The following is a 24,234-nucleotide window of genomic DNA, read 5'->3' as shown; positions in this document are numbered from 1 at the left end:
TTTAGTGAAGACGACGCATTGGCGTCTATGGCTGGCGAACCTGCGTTAGAAACGTCCGAGTCCGTTGAGCCAGAACAAGTTGAAGCCGACTTGTCAGCTGAGTCCGAAGAAGAGTTCAATTTTGACGAGCTGGATCTTCCTGAGTTTAGTGAAGACGACGCATTGGCGTCTATGGCTGGCGAACCTGCGTTAGAAACGTCCGAGTCCGTTGAGCCAGAACAGGTTGAAGCCGACTTGCCAGCTGAGTCCGAAGAAGAGTTCAATTTTGATGAGCTCGGTTTGCCAGAGTTCAGCGAAGAAGATGCCTTGGCGTCGATGGAAGAAGAGCCAGAATTACCGAGCTCTGAGACTGCAGATATAGAACCAATCTCCGGTGAGGATGAAGAGTTAAGTTTTGACGACCAAGATCTTCCAGAGTTCAATGAGGAAGATGTTCTCGCGTCAATGAACGAGGGTGCGCCAGAGAGCCCTAAGGTTGAAGCAGAGACATCGAGACCAGCTATTCAAGCCGATAACGATCATGATGCTTTGTTTGAAGTATTTGCGCAGCAAAACGGCTTTGATACTGACCCAAAAGTGCAGCCAACAGCGACAGAGGGTGAGCCGCTCAGTAATTTGGATGATGAATCATCAATGGCTAACCTTCTTGCGGAAGACGCAAACTCAGAAGTATTTGAAGGTAAACTAGACAGTGACACCATCGCAAGTGCAGGTATGGATTTTGAAACCATGCTTGATGTTGGAGATGATTGGGATGGCTTTAAACCCGCTGCTGATAACGTAAGTTCTACTGAAGAAGTGCCTGAGGACCAGCGTGATGTTTGGAATTCGAGTGATGCACTAAGTCAGCCAGAGATCGCGCAAGAAAACTGGGCAGAGCAAAGCGACTTGGATGACTTCGACCCGAAGAAAAATCAATTTATGACGATTGATGAATTGATGGCTCAGGTCGACAGAGAAGGTGGTGAGTTCGAAGAAGAAGACCTTAAGCTCGATGTCGGATTGAACGAGTTTCCAGATGTTATCGGTGAGATCGGCGATATTGACGTAGATAGCAATGCTGAAGCGGCTGGGAAACTGGATTTGGCTAAAATCTATCTCGAGATGAACGATTCTCAAGGGGCGATTAAACTACTAGAAGAGGCGATTGTTTACGGTGAGGATGATATTCGCCGCGAAGCAAAAAGCCTGATTGACGCCATTAATGGCCGATAAACCGAAACAAAAGGGTAGCGTTTGCTACCCTTTTTGTGTCCCGTTAGTATGATGCTACCTTTATGTCACCCTTGGTGAAACTGGCAACTTGAGGTGACTTGAGTATATACTTCCCGCCCCATTTTAGAGTTCGAAGGTTAAGATGAGAATCGCATTAGGTATCGAGTACAACGGTACAAACTACTTTGGTTGGCAGCGCCAAAGAGAAGTGAAAAGTGTCCAAGAAGAGCTAGAGAAAGCATTGTCCGTCGTCGCTAATCACCCAGTTGAAGTTCAGTGCGCTGGTCGGACAGACGCAGGCGTGCATGGCACGGGACAAGTTGTGCACTTTGATACCAACGTTACTCGAAAAATGGTAGCTTGGACCATGGGCGCAAACGCGAACATGCCGAGCGATATAGCGGTTCGTTGGGCTCAAGAAGTTTCAGATGATTTCCATGCAAGATTCTCAGCGACAGCGCGCCGTTATCGTTACATTATTTTCAATCATGCTTTACGTCCAGGCATCTTAAACTCGGGGGTTAGTCACTATCATGGTGAGCTCGACGAGAAAAAAATGCATGAAGCAGGGCAGTTCCTACTCGGCGAAAATGATTTTACGTCGTTTCGCGCGGCGCATTGTCAGTCTCGCAGTCCATTTCGAAACTTGATGCATCTGAACGTTACGCGCCATGGAAACTATGTGGTTATTGATATTAAAGCCAATGCGTTCGTGCATCATATGGTTCGTAATATCACGGGTAGCTTGATAAAAGTTGGACGTGGCGAAGAGAGTCCAGAATGGATCAAGTGGTTATTAGACGCCAAAGATCGCAAACTAGCGGGTGCGACAGCGAAAGCGGAAGGTCTGTACCTGGTAGATGTAGACTACCCAGAAGAGTTTGGGTTACCTGAAGTGCCGATCGGTCCACTGTTTTTACCAGATAATTTGAACTAATTTTACAAACTTATTTCAAAATATCGGTAGTGTTTACATTGAATGTGAACGGAAAACATACGCTATTTACGATATCAAAAATAGGTACAACCAGTTTTTTATCTACAGTAGCTGCAAGATATGGTTTAATCCGTCGGTATTATGTCGAATTTATATCTTTCGCAATGAAGCGGAAGAGTTGAGAGAAAAGGTCTTCCATGAGTTGGCTTGAAAAGATTTTAGAGAAAAGCAATCTAGTAAGTTCACGCAAAGCTTCTATCCCAGAAGGTGTGTGGACTAAATGTACCTCTTGTGAACAGGTTTTATACCATGCAGAGCTAGAGCGTAACTTAGAAGTTTGTCCAAAGTGTAACCATCACATGCGTATGAAAGCGCGTCGTCGTTTGGAAACATTTTTAGATGAAGGTAATCGAGTTGAATTAGGTTCTGAACTTGAGCCACAGGATAAACTGAAATTTAAAGATTCTAAGCGATACAAAGAGCGTATCTCTGCTGCACAAAAAAACAGCGGTGAGAAAGATGCGCTAGTTGTGATGCAGGGTGAATTGCTTGGTCTGCCGCTTGTGGCGTGTGCGTTTGAATTCTCCTTCATGGGTGGTTCAATGGGTTCAGTCGTTGGTGCTCGCTTTGTGAAAGCAGTGGATGCAGCCATTGAAAATAACTGTGCGCTTGTTTGTTTCTCAGCAAGTGGTGGTGCTCGTATGCAAGAGGCTTTAATGTCTCTTATGCAAATGGCAAAAACCAGTGCTGCGCTTGAGCGTTTATCAGAAAAAGGTCTGCCGTTTATTTCTGTTCTAACTGACCCTACAATGGGTGGTGTATCAGCAAGTTTGGCTATGTTGGGTGATATCAACATCGGTGAACCTAAGGCCCTCATTGGCTTTGCTGGTCGTCGTGTAATCGAGCAAACTGTACGTGAAGATCTTCCTGAAGGTTTCCAGCGTAGTGAGTTCCTACTTGATCACGGTGCTATTGATATGATCGTTGACCGTCGTGAAATGCGTCAGCGTGTGGGTGGTCTTATCGCTAAGATGACTAACCACAAGTCTCCTTTGGTGGTTTCGGTTAACGAATCTCCAAATGAAGAGCCATATTCTGTACCAGAAGCGGACGAAAAAGGGTAAAGTATCAACTAACATAAAAACCAAAGAATTTAATGGTTAAAGTTAGATGACCCAAAACCCAACTCCTCAAGCCACATCTTCATTAGAGATGTGGCTTGATTATTTAGCAAATATTCATTCCTCAGCAATTGATCTAGGCTTAGACCGTGTCCAAGCGGTAGCAAACAAAGCCAATCTTACCAAACCAGCTCCAACCGTAATCACCGTTGCCGGAACCAATGGCAAAGGCTCAACGTGTGCGTTAATGGAAGCCATTTTACTTGATGCTGGCTATTCAGTCGGTGTTTACAGTTCTCCGCACCTGATTCGTTACAACGAGCGTGTACGCATTAATGGCGTTGACGTTGTAGATGCAAAGCACTGTGAAGCATTCGATTATGTAGAAAAGCAGCGTGGTGATGTTAGCCTTAGCCTCTTTGAATTCGGTACGCTTGCTGCGCTACGTATTTTCCAAGTAGAGAAAGTTGACGTTGTCTTACTTGAAGTAGGACTTGGCGGCCGTCTAGACGCCACTAACGTTGTTGACCATGATGTTTCTGTTATTACGAGCTTAGCGATCGATCATGTGGATTGGCTTGGTGATGACATCAATGTTATTGGTTTTGAAAAAGCGGGCATTTACCGTTCAGGGAAGCCAGCAATTTGTGGTCAACCAACGCCACCAGCGACCGTGGCGGCTCATGCTGACGATATTGGTTCTGAGTTCTTCCAAGTAGGTATTCAGTACGATTACCAACTAACTGATAATGGTTGGAAATGGAGCAGTGGGGCATTTGAGTTAGAGGATTTACCAATCCCATCGCTACCATTACAAAATGCAGCCACTGCACTGATGGCACTAGGGGCTTCGGAATTGCAAATCACTGACATAAATATTGTCAATGGCTTGAATAATGCTCGTTTGGCGGGGCGTATGCAAGTACTGCATCACGAACCTGAAATAGTCCTTGATGTCGCTCATAACCCGCACTCTGCTGAGTATTTGGTAGAAAGAGTGAAGCAACAATATCTGGGTAAGAATATCCATATTGTGGTTGCAATGCTGCATGACAAGGACATTAAAGCAACCATTGAAGCGCTAACTCCAGTTGCAACACAATGGTATCCAGCGTCGCTTACTGGACCGAGAGCGGCGACCGCTGATGAATTGTGCCAATACTTACCTGATGGGCAAGTTCATTTTGAAAACCCTGTTGACGCCTTCGAGAGTGCGAGAAGCCACGCAAAGGCAGGAGACGTTATTCTGGTGGTTGGCTCATTCCATACCGTCGGAGAGGTATTGGAACATTGGCAATCAAATAATAAATAAGTAAAGGTATTTTGATGGCAAGTAAATTCCAAAGTCGTTTAGTCGGCACCATCATTCTAGTCGCAGTCGGAGTCATTGTTCTTCCCGATGTGCTAGATGGTAAGAAACTGCACTACAAAGAAGAATTTGCCAGTATTCCTATCAAACCAGAACTTGATAGTGATGTGGAAAACTTCGAAATATTAGAGCCAGTGGAAGACGACATTACGTTACCGGATTCTCCGGTTGAAGCTGTAGTGCAAGAACGTGAGGATGCTCAAGTAGCCGTTTCTGAGCCCGAGCCAGTGCCAACATCTAAATTTGAGGTCATCAAACAACCAGAGCAAGTTGAGGTCGTCACTCGTCCGGTTCAAGAGAAAAATCAATATGAAGATTCAGCTTGGATCATTCAGTTGATGGCACTTAAGAATCACGAAAATGCTGTCGCGCTTGTCGCGGATTTGCAAAAGCGTGGTTATCAAGCTCACACAAAGAAAGAAAACGAGTTTACGAGAGTGATTGTTGGCCCTGATGTGTCAAAAAGTAAACTTGAACGACAAGTTCAAGAATTACAAAAAATTACAGGTTCAAAAGGTCAATTGCTTAAATTTAAGCCATTAAATCCATAAGAAAACGTTTGCGTCAGCATTTTTTCTGTTAAAATGCGCGCCAACTTAAGATGAAGAAAAGATGAATTGGATAGATTTTATCATTTTAGGTGTGATCGGATTTTCAGCTCTGATCAGTTTAGTTCGCGGTTTTGCTAAAGAAGCTTTGTCTTTGGTGATTTGGTTCGGAGCGTTTTTTATCTCCAGTAATTACTATGCCAAATTGGCGGTGTACTTCACCAACATCGAAGATGATATGTTTCGTAACGGAGCGGCGATTGCGGCGTTATTTGTCGCAACCTTGGTAGTTGGTGCAGTGGTGAATTACGTCATTGGTCAACTGGTACAAAAAACAGGGCTATCAGGTACGGACCGAATTCTCGGGATTGTATTTGGTGGTCTACGCGGAGTCTTAATTGTTTCTGCGGTGCTGTTTTTTATGGATGCGTTTACTGCATTCCCAAGCTCGGATTGGTGGAAAGATTCACAGTTGATCCCTGAGTTCAGCCGTATCATCGCCCCATTCTTCGAGCATTTACAAGCAACATCAAGTTTTCTGTCTGGCACTATCTAGTAGTGCCAGCTACTGTCGCAAATCGAGGATTAGGACATGTGTGGTATTGTTGGAATCGTGGGCACAACGCCTGTAAACCAGTCTATTTATGACGCGTTAACGGTGTTACAGCATCGTGGCCAAGATGCCGCTGGTATTTGTACCATAGAAAGCAATCGTTTTCGTCTGCGTAAGGCGAACGGTTTAGTCAAGGATGTATTTGAAGCAAGACACATGCAGCGCCTGCAAGGCGAGGTCGGAATTGGTCATGTTCGTTACCCTACAGCAGGCAGTTCAAGTGCTTCAGAAGCTCAACCTTTCTACGTAAACTCTCCTTTCGGTATTACACTTGCCCACAACGGTAACTTGACTAACGCTAACGAAGTTCGTCAGAAGCTGTTTGAAAAAGATCGCCGTCATATCAATACCACTTCAGACTCTGAAGTATTACTAAATGTACTGGCGCACGAAATTGACTCAGTAAAAGGAAATGTCACGACCGAAGACGTATTCCGCGCAGTCACCAATGTTCATCGCACAATTCGCGGTGCTTATGCTGTGACAGCTATGATCATTGGTCATGGTATGATTGCATTTCGTGACCCACACGGTATTCGCCCGCTGTGTTTAGGTAAGCGTGAAGTTAACGGCAGAGCAGAGTACATGGTTGCGTCTGAATCGGTGGCATTGGATGCGGTCGGTTTTGATTTCGTCCGTGATGTTGCACCTGGTGAAGCGATTTACGCAACGTTTGACGGTGAGCTTTACACGAAGCAGTGTGCAGACAATCCTAAGCTGAACCCTTGTATTTTCGAGTTCGTGTACTTTGCTCGTCCAGATTCGTTCATCGATAAAATTTCGGTATACAGCGCTCGCGTTGAAATGGGTAAAAAGCTGGGCGAACGTATTCGTGAAGATTACGCAAACCTTGATATCGATGTTGTCATTCCTATCCCTGAAACGTCTTGCGACATTGCACTGCAAATCGCTCAAGCGATCGATATCCCTTATCGCCAGGGTTTCGTGAAAAACCGTTATGTTGGACGTACGTTTATCATGCCTGGCCAGCAACAACGTAAGAAATCAGTACGTCGCAAGTTGAATGCTATTCGTTCGGAATTCAAAGGTAAGAATGTGTTGCTGGTGGATGACTCTATTGTTCGAGGTACAACGTCAGAGCAGATTATTGAGATGGCTCGTGATTCTGGTGCCAAGAAAGTGTACATGGTCTCAGCGGCTCCTGAAGTTCGTTTCCCGAACGTATACGGCATTGATATGCCAAGTGCTACAGAGCTTATTGCCCATGGCCGTGACAACGATACAATTTGTAAGCAGATTGGTGCCGATGCGCTTATTTATCAACGTCTAGAAGATTTGGTAGAGGCTGTAGGTCTTGGAAACCAAGACATTACTCAGTTCGATACTTCCGTGTTTAACGGCGAATACGTAACGGGTGATATCGACCAACAATACCTAGATTTCTTAGATGGTCTTCGTAATGATGATGCGAAAACACAACTTGAAATCCAACAGGATTTAGCAAACCTAGAGCTTCATAACGAAGGCGCATAGGATGCGCTTTCTTAAGTCGTAAAAAAACCAGAGCTTCGGCTCTGGTTTTTTGTTTTCGCTATCTAGTTAGTGAATGTTATAAGCGATCACAAAGTCAATAAAGAGGCGAACTTTCTCTGGCAGGTGGTCTTTGTGGTTGTAAAGCATATAAATGTCGCGCGGGTTTGCACTCCAATCTGGCAGTACGCGTACCAAATCGCCGCTCTCGATGTACTCTTTGATCATTACATCTGGCATTAGTGTGATGCCTAAACCTTCGGAACAAGCGCTGCGCACCACATTGAGCGCGTTTGCTTGAAAACGACCACGATCAACATTCACCACAGACTCGCCTTTGCTATTAATCAAGGTCCACTTAATAAGTGGGTACCCTTTTAGCAATGAATGGTTAGAGAGCTCTTCTGCATGGTGTGGCGCAGGATTCGAGGTTAGATAGTCAGGGCTTGCAACGAGAATATCCTTCACTTCGCCAATCTTACGCGCGATGAGGCTAGAGTCGCGTTGCGGTCCCACTCGAAAAATTACATCCCATTCAGTAGGGTCAAGCTTGTCCGCATTATTCTCTGTCGTTAGCTCAATGTTGATGTCCGGGTACTGCTTCATAAAGCTGTTGAACATCGGCATCATCATTCGTTTAGTTAAGTTGTAAGGCGCGGATATCTTAATCTTGCCGGATGCTCCTCGGCAGTCGTCAGTGATTTCCTCTGCTGCGGTTGTTAGCCTTTGTAGTAAAGGAGAGCACTCATGGTAAAAACGTTCCCCTGCTTCAGTGAGCGAGAGTTTGCGAGCATGACGGTTCAATAGTCGAAGATTGACAGAGTCTTCTAGCGCTTGAATGCGTCGGGTGATGGTCGCAACCGGGATCATGGTTTTTCGCGAAGTTGCGGTGTAGCTCCCATTTTCGACAACCAGTCGAAACAGGTTTAAGTCATCTAATTTCATATTTCCAGACACATTAAATTACCGATTACGGTTAATTTATAATTAACTTTGTGATCAAAGCTTGCTTTAAGTCAACATGTTGCATCATTTGAACACAGCAACCCTGTTTGAGTAAATACTGTTATACGCCGTAATATTTGTATTAATGCAGTTTCCGAGCTAAGTTTTATAACAAGGCAAAGCGGCCTCAGGTCTTGCTGTGACACGTTTTGCTGGAAGTAAACACAACAAAAATAATGACTTAATAATAAATCTGTTTTTTTGACTGAGCTTTGTGAGGGATAAAGGTATGTTTAAGACTCACAGTCAAACGGCAATGGTCTCGGCACAGGAAGTGATTAATCAAAAACTAATAATGTTGGTGGACGATGATCCAATATTTCGTAAAGTAACCAATGCCTATTTAGAAAGTCAGGGTTTTAAAGTAGTAGAAGCAGAAAACGGCCTAGAAGCGCTTCAACAACTCAGGGAATGCCAACCCGATCTTATCTTATGTGATTTATCGATGCCGGTCTTAGATGGTATCGAGTTCGTCGAAGAAGTTAGTCTCGAATACCCATATATGCCGCTTATCGTGGTATCAGGCACGGATGAAATGTCCGATGTCGCGAAAGCGTTGCGATTTGGTATTAAAGATTTTCTTCCTAAACCGATAGGTAATTATGAGCACCTATCTCAGGCGATAGAGAATACGCTAGAAGATACCGATAGCCACTTCTCAGAACAACGTGACTTTTCAAGTCAGTGGTTCAGGGTTGATGATGGTGGTGAAATCCCAGATGAACAAGAGCTGTATTGGCATCTGGAATATTTACAACAGAATCCGAGTGCGGCAAGAGATTTACTGCAAGCGCTATTGCCAGAGAAGGATGCTGCTCAGGGAGATTGGCGCTGCTCGTACCGTTTATTGCAATCGACGGATGTGATGCCCTTGGTTTTCGATTATCGTTGGTTAATGAATGGTCAATTTGCGTTTTATCTCGTTGATTCTGCTTCCCAAGCTAATGATGGAGTTGCGACGACATTGCTCGTTAGGGCATTGTTTGACGATTATCTCCGTAACTTGAAAAGTTTCAGTGCTGATCTCAAGGACATGGTAGGGATCATTGAAAAAGGAATTGAGTGTTCGGAGTGTGCGGGTGCAGTCAATGCTGTGTTTGGTGTCGCCGACCTCGCTTCATCCTCGGTCTCTATATTGCCTGCGGGTTTAGATAGCCATTGGTCTGACGGAAATACGAATCAACACATCGCAGCAGGTAACCGTTTAGGGGGAGGAAGTATGAAAAACTTCATCACCCGCGATTTACCGCTTAGTGTTGCAGGACAGTTGTCTATCGGGTGTTTAGGTTCTTCAAGTTTTAGTTTAAGTATTACCCGTAAATCCCGACTAGTATAATTATGACTTGCAAACCAATAAGCAGCGTCCTTACGCTGCTTATTATCTTTTTAGAACCACCAAAACAACATACGTTTAGTTTAATAACCTTACTTTTTACTGGTGTTTAGATTTGGCTGTTTAATGTATAGTCAGCGCTTAAAACAATAATGACCCATTTGTGCAACGATAATTTAACGCTGTGCCTTGGGAGAAGCAAAGTCAACTAGTGAGAAGACACATCATGGCAGACAAAGATTTTAAAGAGCCTTATAATATTTTTTACTTTTTAGGTTTTATTGCAGTTCTTTTGATCCCAACACTTCCTGCAACGCTAACCTGGCTTCGTGTAATGAATGGTTACGCAGGCTTTTAATCTAGCTATTTTGTACCGGAGTTCACCATTCGTATTAAGCGTTACTTTTTCAATACTGTTGGTGGACTCTGTATTGTGCTCGGCATAGCCGGCATAGCCCTTCCACTTTTACCCACCACACCTTTTATTTTGCTTGCTAGCGCATGTTTTATGCGTGGTAGCCCCGCATTTCATCAATGGTTACATAACCACAAAACGTTTGGACCCATTCTCGGCAATTGGCATAAGCATCGGGCTGTTACTTCAAAAGTAAAAAAGCGTGGTGCGATTTTTATTGCGCTTAGTTTCATGGTTTCAATCGTTGTTGTCCCCCTCGTTTGGGTAAAAATTGGTCTTTTAGTGATGCTAATCGTTTTACTCAGCTGGTTTATGCGTCTGCCTGTGATTGAGTTGGTTGCTGACCGAGAAGAAAATCACTAAGATTGTAGAGAATAGTGTGCCCGCTCTTCGAGTGGGCGTTTGTATTTTCAGCGCCTGTGACTTTTACGAAAATAAGCACATAGTGGTGAAAACCTATTGTTCGTTGCCCTCGTGATACTGCGATTAGAGAGGGCGATGAGCCAATCTAAGTAAATCGGTATTATGACTACAGAAACAATTTCACTGATCAAATCTAGCATCAAAAGCATCCAAGACTACCCAAAGCCAGGCATTCTATTTCGTGATGTGACGAGCCTTCTTGAAGACGCGAAAGCATACCAAGCAACGATCAACTTACTTGTTGAACGTTACAAAGATATGGGCTTTACCAAGGTTGTGGGTACGGAAGCTCGTGGCTTTCTATTTGGCGCGCCTTTAGCGCTTGAGCTAGGTGTTGGTTTTGTACCAGTGCGTAAACCAGGCAAGCTACCACGCCCTACTGTTGCTCAATCTTATGAGCTTGAATACGGCGTTGATACACTAGAAATCCATACAGATGCCATCGTTGAAGGCGACAAAGTACTGGTTGTCGACGATTTATTGGCAACGGGCGGTACTATTGAAGCGACGACTAAGCTGATTCGCCAACTGGGTGGTGAAGTTGAGCACGCTGCGTTCGTTATCAACCTACCAGAAATCGGTGGCGATAAACGTTTAGAAGCACTAGGTCTAAACGTGTACAGCATCTGCGATTTTGAAGGACATTAATACATTCAATGAGTTATTTAGCTTTAGCGCGAAAATGGCGTCCTAATCAGTTTGACCAAGTTGTCGGACAAAAACATGTCCTGACGGCGTTGGAAAACGCACTGGCGCAAAACCGTTTACACCATGCTTATCTGTTCAGCGGGACTCGTGGTGTGGGTAAAACGAGTATCGGTAGGCTGTTTGCCAAAGGCTTGAACTGCGAAACCGGCATTACCGCGACACCTTGTGGTAAGTGTGATACTTGTCGTGAAATTGATGAAGGTCGCTTTGTCGATCTTCTTGAAATCGACGCAGCATCACGTACTAAAGTTGAAGACACTCGTGAACTGTTAGACAACGTTCAATACAAACCTGCTCGTGGACGTTTTAAAGTGTACCTCATCGATGAGGTGCACATGCTATCGCGTCACTCTTTCAATGCGTTGTTGAAAACCCTGGAAGAGCCGCCAGAGTATGTGAAGTTCTTACTCGCAACAACTGATCCACAAAAGCTGCCTGTCACTATATTGTCGCGTTGTCTTCAGTTTCATCTGAAACCAATCAGCGTTGATGATATTCACCAGCAACTTGATTACATCCTAGGTCAAGAGCAAGTTTCAGCAGAGCCAAAAGCGTTGGGTATGATCTCACATGCTGCAGATGGCAGTATGCGTGATGCTCTCAGCTTGACTGATCAAGCAATTGCATTAGGTAACGGTGCGGTGCAAGCCGATATTGTCAGCCACATGTTGGGGACGATTGATACCGACCAAGCGATTCACTTACTAGAGTCAATCAGCAGCAAGAAACCTCAACAAGCTATGGATAAAATCCAACAATTAGCGGCAAATGGTGTTGAGTGGGATGGTTTGTTGCAGCAAGTCGCAACACAGTTACACCGAATTGCGATGTATCAAGCGTTGCCCGCGTCGTTAGACCGAGCACAACCAGATGCAGAGAAAATTGAGCTGTTGAGTAAAGCTCTAAGCCCGCAAGACGTTCAGCTTTACTATCAAATTGCATTGAAAGGTCGTGAAGATTTGACCCTCTCGCCAAATGGGCGAGTCGGTTTGGAAATGATTGTGCTGCGTATGATGGCGTTCCGCCCATCAAATAACAGTGGGGCAAATGTTGTTTCTAGTAACTGCGAGCTAGCGTCATCTCCGGCTCAAAGTACCAGTCAACCAAAGGCTGCGCCAGCTCAGACAGCCGCTGCTCCTCGAGCTCAGCAGCCGAGTCCAGCACAAAGCACACCACAAGTGGCGCCTCAACCTTCATCCAGTTCGCAACCTGAGTATCAAGCGAGTGGATATGAGACGGTTCCACCACAGTATGATATGGCGCCGCCGATGAGTGAAAACCCAGCGCCGCAGCATGAAACGCCACCTCAACAAATGCAAGAGAGCGTTTCAACACCAGCGCGCGGTGGTCTAAGCGGTTTACGTCACCAATTACGTTCTCAGCGTCAAGGCCTACAACAGAACACTCCTCAAAATGGTGGCTCAAAAAAGCCTAAAGCGGCATCTGCACAACCAGAATCGGTTATCGACCGAGTAGCGCAATTGCATGGCAATTCCGCGCAGGTGTCGCCAAACTCAGCTCCGAAGTCGACGGAGCCACAAGTTGAGGAAGCGTATCGCTGGCGTCCAAGCAAGCCTGTTGAGACAAAAGTAAATACAAAACTGACACCTACGCAGCTCAAGCAGGCACTTGAGCATGAGAAAACGCCTGAAATGGCACAAAAGCTCATCGATGAGTCATTAGAACATAATGAATGGGCGAAGCTCATCAGCTTAATGGAGATCCCTAAGCTGGTAGAGCAACTTGCGCTAAACTCTCATTATAGTAAGGAAGGAACAACCGTTTCGTTACTATTGAGAAGCAGCCAAGCTCATTTGAATACTGATAGAGCTCAAGCCGAATTGCTCAAAGCACTTAATACCGTGTTAGGTGAAGAGTGCCACATGAGCATCGAAATAGGGGAGAGTGGAGAAACACCACTTGAACTGAGAGATAGGCTCTACCAAGAGAAATTACAGCAAGCGCTGAACAGTTTAGAAAACGATCCAAATGTTCAATTTATTGAACGTCGTTTTGCTGCAGAGCTTGATAAAGATAGTGTGCGCCCTATCTAATAATCGAATGGAATGGGGTTGAAAACCCAAAGGTATAACCCCATTAATTGATGCAACACCTCATTAAACCAGAGAGATAAACATGTTTGGTAAAGGCGGTATGGGCAACCTAATGAAGCAAGCCCAGCAAATGCAAGATCGCATGCAAAAGCTTCAAGAAGAAATCGCGAATATGGAAGTAACTGGCGAGTCTGGTGCTGGCCTAGTTAAAGTTACTATCACTGGTAGTCACAGCGTACGTCGTGTTGACATCGATGAAAGTTTGATGGAAGACGACAAAGAAATGCTTGAAGATCTGATCGCTGCGGCGTTCAACGATGCAGCCCGTCGTGTTGAAGAAACTCAAAAAGAGAAAATGGCTTCTGTAACTGGCGGTATGCAACTACCACCAGGCATGAAAATGCCATTCTAATCTGCTGATATTTAATTAAGCGGACTTTTAATGCGTACCAGTCATATGCTGGAGCAATTGATGGAGGCCTTACGTTGTCTACCTGGGGTTGGCCCCAAGTCAGCGCAGCGTATGGCCTTTCATTTGTTACAGCGCGATAGAAAAGGCGGTTTGCAGCTTGCAGATGCGCTGAGTCAGGCAATGACAGAAATAGGTCATTGTACTGAGTGTCGAACCTTCACCGAAGAAGAAGTCTGTCACATTTGTACCAACCCAAAACGCCAAGAAAATGGTCAAATTTGTGTGGTAGAAAGCCCGGCAGACATCGCAGCCGTTGAAGCAACAGGCCAATATTCTGGTCGGTATTTTGTTCTTATGGGGCATTTGTCGCCATTAGATGGTATTGGTCCAAGTGATATTGGATTGGATGTCCTTGATTACCGCTTACGTCGCGGTGATATTACCGAAGTGATTTTGGCGACAAACCCAACAGTTGAAGGTGAAGCCACTGCCCACTACATCGCAGAGCTATGTAAAGAGCACCAAGTTGATGCCAGCCGCATCGCGCATGGTGTGCCTGTCGGTGGGGAGCTAGAGCTTGTTGATGGCACGACGTTGTCACATTCGCTATTAGGTCGACACAGAATTTAATAAAAAGCCGCTGAATTCAGCGGCTTTTTTGATTTTGGGAGTTAGGAACGATTAATCGTTCGATTCTTTACCAAGAAGGTTTTTGTAGATAACCGCACCAAGCACGCCACCCACAATAGGAGCAATCCAGAACAGCCATAGCTGAGAAACCGCCCAGTCACCCACATATACTGCGACTGCCGTGCTACGAGCAGGGTTTACTGACGTATTGGTGACAGGAATGCTGATCAGGTGAATGAGAGTCAAACACAGGCCAATTGCGATAGGTGCAAAGCCTTGTGGCGCACGTTTGTCTGTTGCACCCATAATGACAATCAGGAACATCATCGTCATGACAACTTCAGTCACAAGTGCAGCGATCATCGAGTATTGGCCTGGAGAGTGTTCACCATAACCATTGGCGGCAAAGCCAGAACCCACAACATCGAATCCTGCTTGTCCAGATGCAATAACGTAAAGCACGCCACCTGCGATAAGCCCGCCGATAACCTGTGAGATGATGTAGGGAGCAACGTCTTTTGTTTCAAAACGACCGCCTGCCCAAAGGCCAACTGTCACTGCAGGGTTCAAGTGACAACCTGAAATATGACCGATAGCAAATGCCATCGTCAGAACGGTTAAACCGAATGCCAAAGAAACGCCCAACAGACCAATACCCACTTCAGGGAAACCCGCAGCCAACACCGCGCTACCACAGCCGCCTAACACTAGCCAGAACGTGCCAAAAGCCTCAGCCAAATACTTATTCATGTTCTTTCCTGATCTTTAATTAAATGACCCGCTGAACATAGTCGAGAATTGTCAATAAATTGTGAGGGAGATCGCGCGAAAACCGCAAATGGAACGCTATGTGGCAAGAGTTCTCAAGGGTGAGATAAAAAGCAGAGGGGGAAAGTGCTAAATCTTGAGTTTGCTTTGATTACTGCCTCGGAGAGAAACAACCGAGGTACTAACTTTAAACGTGTGGTCTAGAGTCGCATTACGTCAATTGTTCTAATTCAGTGATGTTGTCGAGTGCTTCTTGATTGGTCTTGCCGCATACAATCGGACACGGTTTAAAATCGTGACAGACTTTAGGGCGTTCAGGCTTACCAAATAGCTTGCACAAATTGTCGTCGTTGAGTTGCACACAACGAACACCTGCAGGTTTGCCCTTGGGCATTCCAGGTATTGGTGAAGAGATACTTGGCGCAATACAGCACGCTCCACATCCTAATCGACAATCCATAATGTAAACCTCTTAAAAAATTAAGGGGGCAATTATGGTCATTTTGACGTGGATTGGAAGAGTGAAGAAAGAAAAAAACAAAAGGGCGCGCTTAACATTACGCTCCCTTTTTGGTTTTTTGCTTTTAAATCATCGTGATTATTTTAAGAAACGGTTATAAACAAACAACAGAATAAATGCGCCTAGTGTTGCGGTAATGATACTACCAATGTTGACGCCAGTTGCTCCGCCGAAACCGAGAATGCCGCCAAGGAAGCCACCTACAAATGCCCCTGCAATACCAAGTAACATTGTTGCAATCCAACCGCCCCCATCTTTTCCTGGCATGAGCCATTTAGCAAGTGCGCCGGCGATTAAGCCCAAAATAATCCAAGAAATAATACCCATGAAAACTCCTTAATGCCTTCTTGATCAATTGAGTAATGGAAACTTGTTTAAGGATAGAACAGTAAAACGAAAGTAGTTGAATATCTCCACCGTTATGTGGGAAGGATGCAAGATCTTCTCAAAACTTGAACTTTTGCGTTGAGAAGAGTATAAATCGCCCCCTAAATTCCCTTGGTGAGACCTGAAGTATGAGCACTCCATTTTGGCAAAGTAAATCGTTAGAGCAGATGACAGAAGAGGAATGGGAATCTCTCTGTGATGGTTGTGGCAAATGTTGTTTGCATAAGCTGATGGATGAAGATACCGATGAAATCTACTATACCAATGTGGCTTGTAGCTGGCTGAACAGTAAAACGTGTTCATGTAAGGATTACCCAAACCGTTTCACTTCGGGTGAAGAGTGCACCAAGCTGACCCGAGAAGACATCGACGATTTTACTTGGCTGCCACACACGTGCGCTTACCGTCTGTTGGCTGAAAAGCAGCCTTTACCAGAATGGCATCCGTTGATTACAGGCTCTAAGTCCGCAATGCATGCGGCTGGGGAAAGTGTCCGTAACAAAGTTGTTTACGAGATTGATGTGGTGGATTGGGAAGACCATATTTTAAATCATCCCAACCGTCCTTAGTCGAATAAAAACAAGCCTTTCATTGATTAAATGAAAGGCTTGTTTGCTATTGGGGCTCCCAACTTTGACGTCTCGCTAACGAAATGCTGCTCAGTTTATTATTTAGTGTTGTAAACTTAGGAGTATGATTTCAACGCTTTACACTTCTATTCCTGATTGTTTTGATCAGGATTGTTCCCTATGAGGTAAACATGACGTTTCATTTCCCCCAGAAACTGCGCCTGACATCTTGGGTGACATTATTCGCACTTGCCGTCATTATGTTCTCCCCAATGGCTGTTCATGCGACTGCTACTGACGATATCCAAGAGCCTTCTGCTGCCGAAATCTCGATTGACAACTTGAACCGAGAGATTGTGGATTTATCCCAAAGCCTCTCGCAAGCGAGTGGCGACGAGCGTGACGCCCTTCAACTGCAACTATTCCAAAAGAATGAAGAATTAAGAAGCCAGTTAGCGTCAGCGATTGAACGTGAAACTATCTCTCGCGACAAGCTGATCTTGCTAGTTAAAAAACAAGAACAATACTCTGAGGACGCGACGAACTATCTATCGGAAAAAATAAAGAAAGTCGTCGAGGATTTAAATAAGGCTAAGGATGAAGAGAAGCTTGCTCTTGTTAACGATTATCGAGAGCTACAGCGTTATCTTGATGTTAGCTTCGATTCGAGCTGGCAAAATCTCGCTTGGTTGAAGGAGCTAGGGGCCCAAAACGAGCGCGCAGAAGCGGAACTAAAAGATAAAATTGATAAACGTATGCGCTTACTGTCTGCTTCAATTGAGTACTTGAGTCAGCAAAGTGAGATCATTGGCTCCCAACTTTCGTCTAGCCCAGAGTCGGAAAAAGCGTCGTTGCAACTTAGTCAGCTCATTACTAAACAAAGGCTAAATATTGCGACAGAAAGCTTACGCAACCTGATTTCAATTGGTGATAAAGTCGGTTTAGAAACGTCTGAATACAAACGCCAAATTTTTGAAGTGACGGGTAATATCACCCATGATTTACTGAATACCAAAGTTGTGTGGTCAATACTGAGTCACTGGTCCAACTCGGCACTGGATTGGTTTGCCGAGAATGCACCGCAGCATATCTTCCAGTTGTTTGTTTTTGCGCTGATTTTATTGATCGCTCGCGGACTGGCTAAGTTAACTCGCAAAGTCGTCCGTAAAGCAGTTGCATCGAAAAACTTAAAACTTTCCCACTTGATGCAGGACTTCTTTATCTCGATGTCCGGCAAATTCGTGTGGGTGATCGGTATCATGGTGGGCTTATCTCAGCTTGGTTTGAACCTAGCGCCAATCCTAACCGGTTTCGGTATTGCTGGTGTGATTATTGGTTTCGCGTTGCAAGACACGTTATCCAACTTCGCGGCGGGTATGATGCTGCTTATTTATCGCCCATTTGATGTTGGTGATTTTGTGTATGCTGGCGGTGTGGATGGCAAGGTAAGCCATATGAGTTTGGTGAACACCACAATCCGTACGTTTGATAACCAAATTATTATTGTGCCTAACAGCAAAATCTGGGGAGATGTTATTAAGAACGTCACGCATGAACGCATTCGCCGCGTGGATATGGTGTTTGGCATTGGCTATGCGGATGACCTCTTAAAAGCGGAGTCAGTATTGTCTGATATCATTACCTCTCACCCTTCGGTACTTCGCACTCCAGAGCCAATGATCAAAGTTCATACATTAAATACGTCTTCTGTAGATTTTATTGTGCGTCCTTGGGTAAAAACGGATGATTACTGGGATGTATACTGGGATGTGACAAAAGAAGTGAAACTACGCTTCGACCGAGAAGGTATTTCGATTCCTTTCCCACAACAAGATGTGCATTTGCATATGGTGGAGAAGCAAGACGCTTAATCACAGGTCCTAACAAGTGAAAGGCACTCTAGGTAGAGTGCCTTTTTTGATCTTCGGTTAGCGTTATTGTTACAGTTCGTCGAAGAACACCAGTTTCGGCTCGCATTCTAACAAGTTGTCGATCTGGCTAATCAAAAGAGCAAAGTGTTCTGTTTTACCATGAAGCTCAAATGCTTGTTGGTCTTTAAATTGCTCCTGAAAAACGAAGTGGCATGCATTGTCTTTATCTTGGAACAATTGATAACGAACGCAACCTTCTTCATTGGGAGTAGGTTCAAGCGCTTGGGTAAGTACCTCTTTCAACTCTTGTTCTTTTCCCGGTTGTGCATGAAAGGTAGCCGTCAAGTGCATCATAATGTTTACTCTTTTTGTTATAGGTAACGCCCTTGGCGTTGCAGGAACTCAATTTTGTAACCATCAGGGTCGGTTACAAAAAAGAACGTTGCTAAATGCTTTTGTTGATGGTCAAAGGCTTTGATGTCACCAGTTTCAATGCCGAGAGATTGAATGCGTTTGTGGGCTTGTTCAATGTCCTCCACGCTGACGGCAAGGTGGCCGTAGCCTGAGCCGTGAGTGTAGGGCTCACTTTGGTCGTGATTGTGCGTCAGTTCCAATTCAAAGCCAGTTTCTTGGTTGGCTAGATAGGTTAGAGAAAAGCCATCAAAGATGTATTGATCAGCGACTTCTAGTTCAAGTACGTCACAGTAAAATTGTAGAGAGCGGTCCAGATCACTTACTCGGATCATGGTGTGAATCATTTTTGTCATGGGTACTCCTTGATAGTCCGCATAGGTTAGCGATTTCAAAAGGAGTCTGGGTAGTACTCTAGTACGACAAATTAGAAGATGCTCAAGGGGTTATAATACGGATACATAGCTTAGGATGGTTATTGGTCGGTTGGTTGCTATTAACTGTTAAGTTGCGCAAGTGCTTGACGAGTGGTCTCTTGAGGTTGGCGAGCGTACGTGAGGCAGGCGCATCTGAGTAAGGAGGCAAAGTTGTTCACTTCACCATTGTATTCGAGTGCTTCTTGATAAACAGTGCTTATGAATTTAGGAACCGTCATGTTTTGAGCACTAGCGATTTCCTCAAGAATTGTCCAAAAGCTCGCTTCAAGTTTTACACTGGTCGCGTGACCATCAATACGGATAGAGCGGGTGATGAACTGATAGTTGTCTTGGGGTTGCTTAGCAAAGATTTCGCACATTTTCTTTATTCATATAATTAAAGACCCATAATTATTGTGGTGTACGATTTAAAACGTCAACTGTTTTCATGCATAAAAAAACGCTCCCTTGCGAGAGCGTTGAAACATCACGAGTTGTGAAGTAAGTGCAAGTTGATTATTTAATTTGTTGCTTCAAGTACTCGCCTAGTTGCGAGTGGTGCATGATTTTTGATACTGGAAGGATAGTTTCTGCAGGTCCCCAAGCAAATACGTTGACAGGAGTATGCGTATGAGTACCCGTCCCCCATACTGTGTTTTGCTTTGTTGCATGCTCACGCGCTAGCAAGTTGCCACGGTCGTTGTAAGGAAAGAAAGCATCAAAGTCATTGATTGTCGGAACGTTCTCTTCGCTTAAGTATTTGTGTCCAGCGAGTCGGTATGGATTTGGTTTACTTGCTAATACGCGTTCTGCTTGCTCAGGCGTAATCGAAAAATCGCTATTTGCGTTCACGACTTCCGCAAACTTCTCTGGAGTTTGCTCTTTCTTATCAAGCGCTTGGAATTCACTGATCATGCCGTAGTAACTTTTCTTTTGGTTGTATAAACCATCGAGGATCTCGAACTGACCAAAGTTGAAGTTTGGCGCGTAATCCTGATTTTTGAATGCTTCGCCGTCGCGTTTTTGTGGTTTAGGCAAGTTTGCTGATGAGTAGCTAAAGCCAAAAGAGCCGGTTTCGTGGTCAGCAGTAACAATGATCAGGGTGTCATCACGGCCTTTTGCCCACTCATAAACTGAGTTTACCGCTTCATCGAATTTAAGCATTTCATGCAGCATCGTACCTGCATCGTTACTGTGGCCAGCCCAGTCAATTTGGCCGCCTTCAACCATCAAGAAAAAACCGTCTTTGTCTTTTGAAAGAATGTCGATTGCTTTGGTGGTCATTTCTTTCAGCGATGGCTGCGTGCGTTTTGGATCGTTTTTGCTTTGACTGTAGGCAATACCATCGTTCATGCCCGAGTAAGCAAAAAGTCCAAGTAATTTGTCACCTTTAGCTTGTGTGAGCATATCGCGGCTGAAAGCCAGGTTGTAACCTTGGTCTTGCGCTTCGGCAAGCAAGTTGCGTTCGTCTTTGCGTTTCGATTTTAGGTAGACATTACCTTGAGTGAGCTTTTCAAGTTGCTCGTATGTCTCTCCCTTGTCGTTTGTCGACTTTGGAATCCAATGACGAAGTCCCCCAGACATCATCACGTCTACGCCAGTTTCGAGCATATCCGCCGCAATACTGTTTTCTAGTGAACGATGTGGTTGATGAGCGGCAAATGCTGCTGGCGTTGCGTGGGTCATGCGCGTATCAGAGACGAGCCCAGTTGCTTTACCTTTACTTTTGGCTTTTTCCAAAATAGTTTCGACATGGTTGCCTTGGCTATCAATGCCAATGACTTCAGAAGCGGTAGGGATTCCTGTCGCTAGCATCGTAGCTGAGCACGCAGAGTCGACGACAATTGCGTCTTCTGGATTGGTCAGTGATGATCCAATCACACCTTCTTGAGCGAGTTTGTATAACGCTGTGCTTTCGCCTTTGTAAACCGAGTTAGGTGCGTGTTTTGCGTAGGTCTCGAGTAAACCAACTTGTTGAGGACCCATGCCGTCGCCGATCATCAAAATGACGTTTTTGATTTCAGCTGAGAGTGCGTTGAAAGAGAGGGTAGATGCAGCCACTGCCGTAACGATTGGAGATACTAAGCGCTTCATTATATTTTCCTTGTTTATTGAAAGCGCAGGCATTAAAGCAATGATTTATGAAGGTTTTGTGTCGGTAATAAAAGTTTAACCAAATTGTCGTTTTTGTTTGGTTTTGCAGAAAAAATGAGTCGCTCTCTAACGTTCGTTAGTTTGGAAAGAAGAAAGCCCACAAACGTGGGCTTGGATTACGCTTAGGAGTTGAAAGCATGGACTAAAGTTATCCATTCAGTGCCTTCACAAGAAACCTAGTTTAGGGAGCAATAAACGAGCATGTATTATCGGGCCACAAGAGCGGTCGAATTCACTTACGTTTGCATCATATCGTTCTTTGGCTTATTAAATTATGGGCTGCAGTAAGTGTTTGGTTCAAATAGGATTTGTTGTCGTGACGATTATCAGACTGGTTATCAGACTAATGCCAGTATGATGCCACCAACGGTAAGTGCCGCAGAAAGGTATTGACCCGCAGAATATGAGCCATCCTCTTCTTTCTCGATTTTATTGGGGTGATCCATGCCAAGCGCACCATGCGTGAAAGATTCGACCTTTTCACCAACAGATTTATCTTCTGCTTCTATTTTCTTGCTGTCGTGCTCGATTTGTTGCAGAGCGGCAAGTAGCGCTTTGCCTTCGGTCGAAAGCGTCACCTTATTGTGTTCGACTTTCAGCGGCGAAGCACTAGTTTCTTCTTGTGCAATACTTGCTTGTTTAGAGGCGACAGATTGTTTGGCATAGCTATTAACAGAAGTGCTTCCTACTGGATTCATCGAATACTCCTTGGAACATCGACACTCGGTCACTGAGTGCGGGCAAAAAGCAGTTATATTTTTATCGGCGGCAAAGTTTATTTCTGAAGCTATTTGGATAAAAACAGGTCTGCTTTTGCCGCTTCTAGTTTCTATTGGTGATCATTAGCAAAAAATAGACCAGCAGGAAGCAGACCCTTGTCACTCGATGAACTCGGAGCGGTGTGATGATGCAACGCAACGACAAGGTAGTAACTTAAATTGAAGACCAGCTACTTACATTGAAGATCGTTATTGCGTTTAGTTAGATGTTGATATGCCGCCATGCGGTGAGCTTCTTGTACATACCGTACTGGTGGTGCGAGAACCTCTAACTGATAGTCTGTATTATCAGAAAGCACGTTATCTGTTGGGCTAATTACAACCACTTTTAAGCTCGGGTTGCGGCTTAAGATTGATGCTGCCGTACCCAACCCTTGCTCGGTGTGAAACTTGCCTGCAACATGGACAACCTGAGCGCCTGGGGTGTCGTCTAGGTAGCTAACGATAGATTCCGCCATAGTTTCATCCCAAGTAACTTGAGCTGCAAACTGTTTTTCCGTCTGCTCTGGCTTACCGTGATGCATGGATGCCATGAACTTTTCTTTGTACGGACTACTACCAGTGTTGATGGCTTGTGCAATGAACATCCGCTGATCATCATCGAGCTTGTTAATGTAATCTAGCCCTTGTCGACCAATGCATCGAACAATGCTCTTTGGTGCATTTGCTGCAATGACCGGGAGATTTTTCTGCTTAGCAAACTCCACGAGAGGGCGATAGTCGCTTTCATAATTGGGCCAAGCGTTGGCTTGTTTCATTAAGTACTGTTCGCCGATCTCCCCACGTAGGTAAGCGTCAACAACAGGTTGTTTGTCGCGGGTAAATTGTTCCATAGATAACGCGAGTGAGCGGTCGTAGGACGTAAGTTGTTTGAGCATATCGGTTTGAAAGCGATGAATGCCGGCGTGTGTGTGCCATTCACCAATAAGAATGACATCTGCTTGTTGCAGCTCAATTGGCAGTTTGCTTAGAGCGATGTGCTCGCCAGAAGGGGTGTATAGTTGGTAGTCGTAAAAACTAGTGACTTCCGCTGAGGTTGCGTGAGAGTTGGTGTGCGTATATGAAGAGCAACCAGTAAGTAAGCCTGCAAAGAGCAAGCTCAAAGTAGAAAAGCGCATTGAAAAGCCTCCAAAAATGTCCGGATGATATTAATGGAGGCTGAGCAATGAATCAATATAAATGATAACTATTTGCGTTTGTTGTTTTTTTGACGTATTAATTGAGTGTTTTTTTGCGATATACACGCAACATAAAATCAGCCTCACATTGGAAAAGTGTAGCGGATTTCAACTCTTCACGAAGAGCATCGGTTGCTTTCCATGCGAATGGCGTCATTTGCAATAAATCGACTGCGGCTCCGTTTTTCAAGTCCATAACATAGTTAAGATGCTGCTGGTGCTCTAATTCAAACCCTTCAATATGTTCTGGTTCTTCATTGTGAAGACGAACTTCTTGATAAATCCGCTCACGCAGTTGGTATAAGTGGCGACTAGCAGGAGTAACCGTGACAACAACGCCGTCGTTTTTTACAACGCGCTGCAGCTCCTCAGCTTTACACGGGGCATAAATGCGCAAAATGGCATCTAAGGATTCATTTGCGAAGGGAAGTCGGTGACTAGAAGCCACACTAAAGTTGCAGTGCGTGTAACGCTTCGCCGCGTAACGAATGGCAACTTTGGAAATGTCTAAGCCATAAATCGTGGCATGGTTCGCTTGTGTTTCTATCGTCTTTTGTACTTGATCTGTGTAGTAACCTTCACCACAACCAATATCTAATAATTGATGGGTGCTCCCCTCAGTGTATGTTGCACACAGCTGCGCCACTTCTTGGCGCATTGGGTTGTAGTAATCTCCTTCGAGGAATCGACGACGAGCTTGCATCATCTCTTTGTTGTCACCAGGATCTTTAGAACGTTTGTGGTGCGCTGGCATCAAGTTAACGTAGCCTTCTTTTGCTAAGTCAAACTGATGATTGTTTTCGCACTTAAACGTTTTTTCATTTAACGCTAGAGCTTGGTGGCATAGAGGGCATTGATAGTTCATGACGATCTCGAACAGAAAGTAGGGCGGCAAATTCTATCAAAA

At 44.7% G+C, this 24,234-nt stretch carries 27 protein-coding genes; 16 read left to right on the top strand and 11 right to left on the bottom strand.

Annotated elements, in window-relative coordinates; all coding sequences use genetic code 11:
• The 7 genes from R7O13_RS15135 to purF all read left to right on the top strand — a co-directional run.
• The coding region (locus R7O13_RS15135) for a FimV/HubP family polar landmark protein (RefSeq protein WP_318304171.1) at nt 1-1,215 on the top strand (1,215 nt) is incomplete at its 5' end.
• A gap of 142 nt (nt 1,216-1,357) precedes the next feature.
• The gene (truA, locus tag R7O13_RS15130; protein ID WP_033907367.1) at nt 1,358-2,152 is read left to right on the top strand and encodes a tRNA pseudouridine(38-40) synthase TruA; all 795 of its coding nucleotides are present in this window, start codon (nt 1,358-1,360) and stop codon (nt 2,150-2,152) included.
• A gap of 197 nt (nt 2,153-2,349) precedes the next feature.
• Nucleotides 2,350-3,276: an acetyl-CoA carboxylase, carboxyltransferase subunit beta gene (gene accD / locus R7O13_RS15125; RefSeq protein ID WP_005380583.1), complete on the top strand. Its 927-nt coding sequence runs from the start codon at nt 2,350-2,352 to the stop codon at nt 3,274-3,276.
• A 46-nt stretch (nt 3,277-3,322) separates the two neighbouring features.
• On the top strand, nt 3,323-4,585 hold the full coding sequence (folC, locus tag R7O13_RS15120; RefSeq protein WP_054576268.1) for a bifunctional tetrahydrofolate synthase/dihydrofolate synthase: 1,263 nt from the start codon (nt 3,323-3,325) through the stop codon (nt 4,583-4,585).
• 14 nt (nt 4,586-4,599) lie between these two features.
• On the top strand, nt 4,600-5,193 hold the full coding sequence (locus R7O13_RS15115; protein WP_054576267.1) for an SPOR domain-containing protein: 594 nt from the start codon (nt 4,600-4,602) through the stop codon (nt 5,191-5,193).
• 61 nt (nt 5,194-5,254) lie between these two features.
• Nucleotides 5,255-5,746: a CvpA family protein gene (locus R7O13_RS15110; protein WP_005380590.1), complete on the top strand. Its 492-nt coding sequence runs from the start codon at nt 5,255-5,257 to the stop codon at nt 5,744-5,746.
• 36 nt (nt 5,747-5,782) lie between these two features.
• A complete protein-coding gene (gene purF, locus R7O13_RS15105) occupies nt 5,783-7,297 on the top strand; it encodes an amidophosphoribosyltransferase (RefSeq protein ID WP_005380592.1) in 1,515 nt (504 codons plus the stop codon).
• A 66-nt stretch (nt 7,298-7,363) separates the two neighbouring features.
• On the opposite strand, the gene R7O13_RS15100 is transcribed toward purF, so the two are convergent.
• Complete coding sequence (locus tag R7O13_RS15100) at nt 7,364-8,239, bottom strand: LysR family transcriptional regulator (RefSeq protein WP_005384959.1); 876 nt, start codon at nt 8,237-8,239, stop codon at nt 7,364-7,366.
• A gap of 289 nt (nt 8,240-8,528) precedes the next feature.
• Between R7O13_RS15100 and R7O13_RS15095 the strand changes: the two genes are divergently transcribed.
• From R7O13_RS15095 to recR, 7 genes are all read left to right on the top strand, one after another.
• Complete coding sequence (locus R7O13_RS15095; RefSeq protein ID WP_005380606.1) at nt 8,529-9,635, top strand: response regulator; 1,107 nt, start codon at nt 8,529-8,531, stop codon at nt 9,633-9,635.
• A 223-nt stretch (nt 9,636-9,858) separates the two neighbouring features.
• Nucleotides 9,859-9,990 carry a hypothetical protein gene (locus R7O13_RS15090; protein ID WP_005380608.1) on the top strand — a complete coding sequence of 44 codons (132 nt, stop codon included), beginning with the start codon at nt 9,859-9,861 and terminating at the stop codon, nt 9,988-9,990.
• A gap of 33 nt (nt 9,991-10,023) precedes the next feature.
• A complete protein-coding gene (locus R7O13_RS15085) occupies nt 10,024-10,410 on the top strand; it encodes a YbaN family protein (RefSeq protein WP_373920817.1) in 387 nt (128 codons plus the stop codon).
• Nucleotides 10,411-10,572: 162 nt separating this feature from the next.
• Entirely contained in the window at nt 10,573-11,118 is a 546-nt protein-coding gene (gene apt / locus R7O13_RS15080; RefSeq protein ID WP_005380615.1) for an adenine phosphoribosyltransferase, read from the top strand.
• Nucleotides 11,119-11,126: 8 nt separating this feature from the next.
• Nucleotides 11,127-13,232 (top strand): DNA polymerase III subunit gamma/tau, encoded by a 2,106-nt coding sequence (gene dnaX / locus R7O13_RS15075; protein WP_318304170.1) that lies wholly within the window; start codon nt 11,127-11,129, stop codon nt 13,230-13,232.
• An 82-nt stretch (nt 13,233-13,314) separates the two neighbouring features.
• On the top strand, nt 13,315-13,644 hold the full coding sequence (locus tag R7O13_RS15070; RefSeq protein WP_005380618.1) for a YbaB/EbfC family nucleoid-associated protein: 330 nt from the start codon (nt 13,315-13,317) through the stop codon (nt 13,642-13,644).
• Nucleotides 13,645-13,674: 30 nt separating this feature from the next.
• Entirely contained in the window at nt 13,675-14,274 is a 600-nt protein-coding gene (gene recR / locus R7O13_RS15065) for a recombination mediator RecR (protein WP_005380619.1), read from the top strand.
• Between the two features lie 51 nt (nt 14,275-14,325).
• Here recR and aqpZ read toward each other — a convergent pair whose 3' ends face one another.
• The 3 genes from aqpZ to R7O13_RS15050 form a co-directional block, all read right to left on the bottom strand.
• Nucleotides 14,326-15,024, bottom strand: coding sequence for an aquaporin Z (aqpZ, locus tag R7O13_RS15060; protein WP_005384951.1), 699 nt, complete (start codon nt 15,022-15,024; stop codon nt 14,326-14,328).
• Between the two features lie 229 nt (nt 15,025-15,253).
• The gene (locus tag R7O13_RS15055; protein WP_065767476.1) at nt 15,254-15,502 is read right to left on the bottom strand and encodes a YkgJ family cysteine cluster protein; all 249 of its coding nucleotides are present in this window, start codon (nt 15,500-15,502) and stop codon (nt 15,254-15,256) included.
• A gap of 138 nt (nt 15,503-15,640) precedes the next feature.
• Nucleotides 15,641-15,889: a GlsB/YeaQ/YmgE family stress response membrane protein gene (locus R7O13_RS15050; protein ID WP_005380625.1), complete on the bottom strand. Its 249-nt coding sequence runs from the start codon at nt 15,887-15,889 to the stop codon at nt 15,641-15,643.
• A gap of 188 nt (nt 15,890-16,077) precedes the next feature.
• Here R7O13_RS15050 and R7O13_RS15045 point away from each other — a divergent pair, with 188 nt between their 5' ends.
• A complete protein-coding gene (locus R7O13_RS15045) occupies nt 16,078-16,518 on the top strand; it encodes a YcgN family cysteine cluster protein (protein ID WP_005384948.1) in 441 nt (146 codons plus the stop codon).
• A 191-nt stretch (nt 16,519-16,709) separates the two neighbouring features.
• Nucleotides 16,710-18,389, top strand: coding sequence for a mechanosensitive ion channel family protein (locus R7O13_RS15040; protein ID WP_005380681.1), 1,680 nt, complete (start codon nt 16,710-16,712; stop codon nt 18,387-18,389).
• A gap of 69 nt (nt 18,390-18,458) precedes the next feature.
• Here R7O13_RS15040 and R7O13_RS15035 read toward each other — a convergent pair whose 3' ends face one another.
• The 7 genes from R7O13_RS15035 to rlmA all read right to left on the bottom strand — a co-directional run bounded on the left by R7O13_RS15035 (nt 18,459) and on the right by rlmA (nt 24,192).
• The gene (locus R7O13_RS15035) at nt 18,459-18,743 is read right to left on the bottom strand and encodes a putative quinol monooxygenase (RefSeq protein WP_318304167.1); all 285 of its coding nucleotides are present in this window, start codon (nt 18,741-18,743) and stop codon (nt 18,459-18,461) included.
• A gap of 17 nt (nt 18,744-18,760) precedes the next feature.
• Entirely contained in the window at nt 18,761-19,156 is a 396-nt protein-coding gene (locus tag R7O13_RS15030) for a VOC family protein (RefSeq protein WP_318304166.1), read from the bottom strand.
• Between the two features lie 140 nt (nt 19,157-19,296).
• On the bottom strand, nt 19,297-19,596 hold the full coding sequence (locus R7O13_RS15025; protein ID WP_005384938.1) for a ribbon-helix-helix domain-containing protein: 300 nt from the start codon (nt 19,594-19,596) through the stop codon (nt 19,297-19,299).
• Between the two features lie 136 nt (nt 19,597-19,732).
• Nucleotides 19,733-21,310 (bottom strand): alkaline phosphatase, encoded by a 1,578-nt coding sequence (locus R7O13_RS15020; protein WP_258494092.1) that lies wholly within the window; start codon nt 21,308-21,310, stop codon nt 19,733-19,735.
• 398 nt (nt 21,311-21,708) lie between these two features.
• The gene (locus R7O13_RS15015; RefSeq protein WP_318304165.1) at nt 21,709-22,068 is read right to left on the bottom strand and encodes a hypothetical protein; all 360 of its coding nucleotides are present in this window, start codon (nt 22,066-22,068) and stop codon (nt 21,709-21,711) included.
• A 251-nt stretch (nt 22,069-22,319) separates the two neighbouring features.
• The gene (locus R7O13_RS15010) at nt 22,320-23,267 is read right to left on the bottom strand and encodes a ChaN family lipoprotein (RefSeq protein ID WP_318304163.1); all 948 of its coding nucleotides are present in this window, start codon (nt 23,265-23,267) and stop codon (nt 22,320-22,322) included.
• Between the two features lie 97 nt (nt 23,268-23,364).
• Complete coding sequence (gene rlmA, locus R7O13_RS15005; RefSeq protein ID WP_062730495.1) at nt 23,365-24,192, bottom strand: 23S rRNA (guanine(745)-N(1))-methyltransferase; 828 nt, start codon at nt 24,190-24,192, stop codon at nt 23,365-23,367.
• Nucleotides 24,193-24,234: the final 42 nt, after the last annotated feature.

The organism is Vibrio sp. Y176 (assembly GCF_033438945.1).
The sequence above is the reverse complement of the archived record's forward strand: the minus strand, read 5'-3'. Positions and strand labels throughout refer to the sequence as shown.